This window comes from Streptomyces sp. NPDC019531, from assembly GCF_044903305.1.
Lineage (GTDB): Bacteria > Actinomycetota > Actinomycetes > Streptomycetales > Streptomycetaceae > Streptomyces.
Genome location: NZ_JBJDQL010000069.1, coordinates 22,655 through 28,893 on the forward strand (window position 1 = coordinate 22,655; position 6,239 = coordinate 28,893).

Genomic DNA, 6,239 nt, shown 5'->3' on the forward strand with positions numbered 1-6,239 from the left:
GGCGAGTTGGTCAGCCGTGGCGTGCCTCGGCCGTCATGGTGGCGTAGAGCTCGTCGAACCAGTCGGCGGTTTCCGACACGTCCACCTTGGCGGCGTCGGCGCGGGCCCCGGCGGCGAGGACCCGATGGACCTCGGGCTGCATGGCCCGAAGGACGCCTTCCGCGAGGGCGTCCGGCGAGCCCGGTCTGGTGAGGATCCCGTTGTGGTTGTCGTCGATCAGTTCGGGGATACCGCCGACCGCGGTGGACACCACCGGTACGCCGGCCGCGAGCGCCTCCATGACCACGACCGGCAGTCCCTCGCTGTGTGAGGCCAGGACCAGCACGTCCGAGGCCGCCACAAGGCGATTGGCCTGCGGCACCCTGCCCAGGAAGCGGACCCGGTCGCGCAGCCCCCGCCGGTCGATCTCGGCCAGGACCTGACCTCGCAGCGGACCGTCCCCGGCGAGTACGAAGAGCGCGTCAGGACGGTGGGCGAGTACCCGTGATGCCGCGTCGATCAGCAGTTGATGGTTCTTGATCGGTCTCAGATTGGCCACGCACGTGAGGACGAATGCGTCCAGGGGAATCTCGAACTCCTGCCGTACCTGGTCCGCATGCTCGGCCCAGTGGCGCTGCTTGCCGACGTCGATGCCGTGGACACGCGTGCGGACGCGGCGGGAACCTTTCACACTTCGTGATCTGGCGACCTGTGGAGAGACCGCCACCACCAGGTCATCGAGACACCGGGTGGGACGGTTCAGCAGCATGGCCAGCGAGCCGTAGTACTCCTGGTGGACCGTCGAGATCAGCAGGGGCCGGGGCCGCATGAGGCGGACGAAGGGACGCAACGCCGTCGCGGGAGACGGCGAGTGCACATTGATCACATCGGGTGCCAGGCGCCTGACCACACCGATGAGCCTGGCATAGCGGAGCCACCGCGGGCAGCCGCGCAGGTCGACGACCCTGACCCCGGCCGACCGGAGCGCATCGTACAACTCGTCGGTCGCCGCCTGCATGAAGACCACGGTGTACTCCAGCCCGGCCCGCCGCTCCCGGCGGAGGCGCTCGACGAGCAGTACCTCGGCGCCACCGACGTCAAGAGTCTTGATTACCTCGCAGATACGCGTCGTGGTCATCACCGGCGGGGCCCGACCCCGTTTTTCAGGCCCCTCATGCCAGCGTGCCTTCCAGACGCGACACCTCGAACGCCTCGCCGTGACGGGCGCGCATCTCGTAGCCGCGGTAGCGCGATCGGGCCTCGACGCCTTCGATCCACTGCTCGCCGTATTTCTCGTATTCCGACTTGTGCTGCCGCAGGGCCTGCAGTTTCTGTTCGATGGTGTCGTCGATGCTGATGTACAGCTGCGGGCGGAAACCGACGTAGCTGCGACCGGAGGGCGCGATGGGCTCGTACATCACCACGGAGTTGTAGTACCTGCTGGCCGCGATGGTGGCCAGTGCGGTGTTCGCGTGGGACCGGTGGGTGTCGAACGGCCAGTGCGTGAAGACCATGGTCGGGCGGAAGTCGTCGACGACCTCGTTGATCGACTCCACGACGGTCGAGTGGTTCTCCACGTCCTTCGCCGGAAACTTGAGGATGTCGATCTCCTTCACCCCGAGCGTCGCCGCGGCCTCCCTGCCTTCGGCCACCGCCACACCCGCGTCGCGGAAGTGACTGCCGTTGTAGCTCGTGTACTCCGAGGTGCTCATCACCAAGAAACGCACCTGCGCTCCCGCGTTGACCAGCTTCGCGGCGGTGCCGCCCGCCGCCAGCTCGATGTCGTCGAGATGGGCCCCCACAAACAGGCTGCGCTCGAACATCGGGTTGCTGCAGAACATCACGTCTTCCTTTCGGGTAACGCCTGGCGTGGGCCCGGGAAGCGGACGGCAGCCGGAGGCAATGCGGCATCACCCCGGAGCCGGCTAGTGGCCCAGGGTGTCAGGCCCGAGAGTGTGTTTTCGGATCATCCCGGATGTCGTCGGTCGCCGACTCGCCCACTTTCGACTTCGCCCGACGGGGAGGGCCCCCATCGCGTCGACTCCCACCTCCGCCTTGAAACTGCACGCACCAAAACGCCGCTCACCGGCAGAGTCAGGCGCCGCGTCTCGGAGTCGGGCTGATCCAAAAGGCACGCCCTGGAGACCGCGGCCTCGGCCTCAGCGTCGCACGCCCAGGGACGCGCGCCAGCACCGACGAGCCGTCCCGGAGAGCCAACGCACCCCAACGGCGTACACCGACGGTGATCTCCGTGTGCCGGATCAGTCAGCGTGTGCCACGCGGTCGACTCTTTGTCTCGTACCCCTATTGCCGTTGCTTGAGAGGGGCGAGTAGTTCCTCTCCCAGGCACGGTGACGCCGGGGTGCTGGTTCGTTGACCGGACATGCATCCATGGATCTGAGTTCCGCCGAGATGCGGGGAACCTCACTTCGTGGGCCGTGTCGACGGGAGAAAACCCGCACCGCTTGTTATCCCTGGGGAGCGAATGAACGTTGCGGTCTCCATCCAGCCGAGTGAAATTCGCGGCAGGTTGTTCCAGACGTGGCTGGTCCAAGAAGAACAGAGAGGTGAACGCGATGCGTATCTTTCTCGACGTCGGGGCGCACTACGGTGAATCCCTGGACGTTGCTCTCGATCCAAGATGGGGATTCGAGAAGATTTGCTCTTTTGAACCCTCACACTCCTGCCAGCGCGTGCTGCGAGGATTCCGCGACGAGCGAGTCCGGGTGGTTCCGGCGGGCCTTTCCCGCACGACAGGGTCGGCGACCCTGTTCGGGGCGGGCCTCCAAGGGGCCAGCGTTTACGCCGACAAGGTGAATCTGGGGGGTGACACCGAGCAGGAGACGATCTCCCTCGTGCGTGCCACGGATTGGGTGCTGGCGAACACATCCACCGGTGATGAGATCTACCTGAAGCTCAACTGCGAAGGCAGCGAGTGCGACGTTCTCGAGGACCTGCTCGACAGCGGTGCCATCAGCCGGATCACCAGCATCTACGTGGACTTCGACGTACGGAAGATCCCGAGCCAGGCCCATCGGCAGACAGTGGTGGAAAAGCGTCTGCGCGAGCAGCGTCGGCACTTCGTCACCCGTGATGCACTGAGCAGCCCGGGCGGTCCGCGGGCAGTGAGGGAGTGGCTCACGAAGGTGAGCGATCACACGCCCTCCGGGTCCGGCAGACTTCGCTATCGACTCGGCCTCCACCGACCGCCCTCCATCTGGCTGGCCTCGGTGGTCGTCCGGCTGATCTTGGTGGCGAAGACCGTACTGCCGCGAGCGATGTATGTGCAGGCGGCGCGGTGTATCCGCAGGCTCGGAGTCGTCGTACAGGCCACCCCGGCAGGTCCGCTGCCCACAGGCCTCAAGCGGAACGGCCGTCGGTCCTTGCAGCGGGGGAAGTGAGAGTCGCCGGGACACAGCACCACAATGCGCCGGTGGCTCCTGCGTGTGATCGGCCGTGTGGCGCTCGCCATCGGGGCGGTGCGATGCCCACACGATGCGTCGACGCCCTATGCCAAGGATGGAGACCGGGATGATGGTGCCTGCCACCGGCCGCCCCGAATTCGCCGGCCATCGCCTTCTTCAAGGGCGCGGTCATCGCCCGGTCTGCGGGCAGCGGGGTGCTCCGGGAATGACATTCCAGCATGGCGCACTCAGGCGTCCGTCGAGCCAGCATGGGCATCGCAGGGACCCGTCCGACGCTGGCTCGCATCCCCGCACCGGCTTCTCTATGTGCACAGTCTCGACCCGATCTGCGGCGCGGATCGTCTGCCGTACGTCCTGACGAAGATTCGCGAGGAATTCGAGGACGCGGAGCTCCCGGTCCCGGCGACGGTCCACTGCGACCGCGGCTTGCCGCGAGCCTCTGCTGCTGGCCGGACGGGTGCCGAACGAGATTATCGCCTGGGTCATGCGGCAGGCACACCGCGTGCTGGTCCCCTCACGTCAAGGTGGGCTTGCCGCGTGTCCTGATCGAAGCGTTGGCGCTGGGTCTGCCCTGCGTCTCCTTCGACGTGGGTGGCTGCGCCGACATGATGGGCGGGCTGCGCGCACGCTACGTCGCCCCGGACGCCGACCTCGACTGGATGGCGGCGCTCGCCGCCGCTGCTGTCCGATTCCTGCCCGACGAGGCCTCCAGCCAGAGCTGACAGAACGGGCGGCGGCACTCGATACGGCGCCATAGTTCGAAGCGCTCGTCTTCACACTGCACTGTCTCACCCTCCAAGGCTCCACCGCCGCAGCCCGGTTGTCGCGGTCGCGGTCGCGGTCGCTGTGGCAACCGCTGTTCCCCGAGGAGAAGTGATGTCCTGCAGCAACCCTCTGTTCGACGTGGGGGCCCACCTCGACGACATCGAGCTCGCGGGCGGGGGTACAACACCCCGGCTGTCCTGGCGGGAGCGCAGGTGCGCTTTCTTGTGATGAGCGCCTCCGAGTGCGCTACGACGGCACACACTTCAGGGGCCGCGATGGCTGAAGGCCGCGAAGCTGCCGCCGTTCTCGGCGTCAAGGAACTCGATGTCCTCCGTTTGCCGGCGAAGGATGTGAAGAAACACTCGACCGTCGGTGAGCTCAGCCTTGCACCGCAGAAGTATGAGAAGGGCACCTGACGAGCCGCCTGGGACAACTCGTACACTCCGATGGCGTATCCGCCAGGTCCGGGTCGGTGACCCGACGGTGGTACCTGCCCCGCGTGCCGGACGCGTCAGCATCTGCCGCACGTCCAGACTCGGTCCGGTGACGAGTCAGAGAACGCCAGCTCATGGAGCACAGCCGACCACACGTACCCGCGGGTCGCGTCGTGCACTCACCCCTCGCGCTGTACTACCGCCACTACCCAGCTCTCGTACGTCTGCGGTCATGCTGGCCGGCGCAGTCGTGCTGGGGCATGGGCTCGGCATGGCCGGCCTTCAGGCCCCGGTGGCAGGGCTGCTGTTGATCAGCGATGTGCTGTTGCTCACCTATCTGCTGTGGAGTCTTGCGCAGCGGCCCACCGGGAAGGCTGCGCCCACCGGCTTGGTGGGCCTGTTCCTTGTGGTGTTCCTGGCCTGGTCGTTCCTGGCCACAACTCACGCAGGCGCCTCAGTCACGCCACTGCTCCGGATCACCGTCTACGGTGCGGTGTTCCTGATCCTGGCGCGGCGTGGGGCGGACCGGCGTCTCCTCTACGGCATCGTCCTGTGTTATGCCTTGGTCAACGTCGTCGGCGGAGTGTGGCAGGGGCAGACGCGGCTCATCGGGCTGGATGTCGGTGACCCCGGGCAGCTGGGGGCGCTCCTGGTGGCTGCGCTGTGCCCCCTCTTGACTGCAGAACTGCGGTTCGCGGGCCGGTGGATCATCGGCGCGGTGCTGCTGTACGGGATCTACCTGACGCAGACCCGCAGCGTATGGTTCGCCACCATCGTCGTGCTTGTCATCTGGGCTCAGAAGAAGCTGTCCCTGTACAAAGTCATTGTCATCTTGCTGCTGCTCGCTGCGCTGGGACTGATGGCCGTCGACTGGGTCACTCAGGAGTTCGGTCTCAATGAATACAGCACCTACCTCCGGACGCAGAGCATCGTCAACGGCATCCACAACGGCTTGGAGCACCCCTTGCTCGGTAGCGGGTGGGGGCAGGTTGCGTCCATGAGCCACTTCCAGCCGCTCACCTCGGAAGCCGTCGACCCGGTCTACCCCTACAATCTTTTCATTGGCGTGCTCACCTTTGCGGGCGCTCCTGGTGTGCTGATGCTGGTCATGTTCTTTGGCGGGCTGCTCCGGCACCTGGTTTCCAGACGCCAAGCCGCCTTGTTGGTCACTCTTGATTTCCTCGCGCACTCCGTCGCGGAAATGTCTCTGTATGCCGGATCGATGCAGACGCTCCTGTTCTTCATCTACGCAGGAATGGGACTCGCCCCGACCGGCGGTGCTACTCAGCCATCGCAACGGGTCTCACCTCTTGCGTCGCAGGGTGAGGGCTTCGACGGAACCGGGAGTATGCGCTCGCGGACGGTTGGTGGCTGTTGTCGTTCCGAATCTGAGGGCGTCGTTTTCGCTGGTCGTGTCTCACGAACGTTGAAGGAGGCGTCGATGTAGGAGCTTCCGGAAGCGGTGCTGTGCGAGAGATGGAGGTAGGCCCTCCGGGGTCGCCTGCCAGGGGAGGCTCCAAACCACCGCAGGCTGCGTCGGTTAAGACCGTGTCCTACGTGGTGAGGCGGACGAGTCGCTTGTAGCAGCACAGGGCGGCGGCGAGGCCGAGAAAGGCCAGGTAGTTGCGGGGATTTC

The 6,239-nt window shown here is 65.9% G+C and carries 6 protein-coding genes; 4 read left to right on the plus strand and 2 right to left on the minus strand.

Going from position 1 to position 6,239, the window contains the following annotated elements; translation table 11 throughout:
- Positions 1 to 10: 10 nt before the first annotated feature.
- Positions 11 to 1,117: a glycosyltransferase gene (locus tag ACI2L1_RS42025; protein ID WP_404744747.1), complete on the minus strand. Its 1,107-nt coding sequence runs from the start codon at positions 1,115 to 1,117 to the stop codon at positions 11 to 13.
- Between the two features lie 34 nt (positions 1,118 to 1,151).
- Positions 1,152 to 1,820 (minus strand): PIG-L deacetylase family protein, encoded by a 669-nt coding sequence (locus tag ACI2L1_RS42030; protein WP_404744748.1) that lies wholly within the window; start codon positions 1,818 to 1,820, stop codon positions 1,152 to 1,154.
- Positions 1,821 to 2,555: 735 nt separating this feature from the next.
- On the opposite strand from ACI2L1_RS42030, the gene ACI2L1_RS42035 reads away from it, so the two are divergent.
- The 4 genes from ACI2L1_RS42035 to ACI2L1_RS42050 all read left to right on the plus strand — a co-directional run bounded on the left by ACI2L1_RS42035 (position 2,556) and on the right by ACI2L1_RS42050 (position 6,050).
- Entirely contained in the window at positions 2,556 to 3,380 is an 825-nt protein-coding gene (locus ACI2L1_RS42035) for an FkbM family methyltransferase (RefSeq protein ID WP_404744749.1), read from the plus strand.
- Positions 3,381 to 3,652: 272 nt separating this feature from the next.
- Positions 3,653 to 4,126: a glycosyltransferase gene (locus ACI2L1_RS42040; protein ID WP_404744750.1), complete on the plus strand. Its 474-nt coding sequence runs from the start codon at positions 3,653 to 3,655 to the stop codon at positions 4,124 to 4,126.
- 318 nt (positions 4,127 to 4,444) lie between these two features.
- On the plus strand, positions 4,445 to 4,585 hold the full coding sequence (locus ACI2L1_RS42045) for a hypothetical protein (protein WP_404744751.1): 141 nt from the start codon (positions 4,445 to 4,447) through the stop codon (positions 4,583 to 4,585).
- 250 nt (positions 4,586 to 4,835) lie between these two features.
- Complete coding sequence (locus tag ACI2L1_RS42050) at positions 4,836 to 6,050, plus strand: O-antigen ligase family protein (RefSeq protein ID WP_404744752.1); 1,215 nt, start codon at positions 4,836 to 4,838, stop codon at positions 6,048 to 6,050.
- The last annotated feature ends 189 nt before the right edge of the window (positions 6,051 to 6,239 follow it).

Excerpts from the sequence above, each read along its gene's own strand:
- ACI2L1_RS42025 (WP_404744747.1), bottom strand. The coding sequence starts at position 1,117 with ATGACCACGACGCGTATCTGCGAGGTAATCAAGACTCTTGACGTCGGT.
- ACI2L1_RS42040 (WP_404744750.1), top strand. The coding sequence starts at position 3,653 with ATGGGCATCGCAGGGACCCGTCCGACGCTGGCTCGCATCCCCGCACCG.
- ACI2L1_RS42030 (WP_404744748.1), bottom strand. The coding sequence starts at position 1,820 with ATGTTCTGCAGCAACCCGATGTTCGAGCGCAGCCTGTTTGTGGGGGCC.
- ACI2L1_RS42035 (WP_404744749.1), top strand. The coding sequence starts at position 2,556 with ATGCGTATCTTTCTCGACGTCGGGGCGCACTACGGTGAATCCCTGGAC.
- ACI2L1_RS42045 (WP_404744751.1), top strand. The coding sequence starts at position 4,445 with ATGGCTGAAGGCCGCGAAGCTGCCGCCGTTCTCGGCGTCAAGGAACTC.
- ACI2L1_RS42050 (WP_404744752.1), top strand. The coding sequence starts at position 4,836 with ATGCTGGCCGGCGCAGTCGTGCTGGGGCATGGGCTCGGCATGGCCGGC.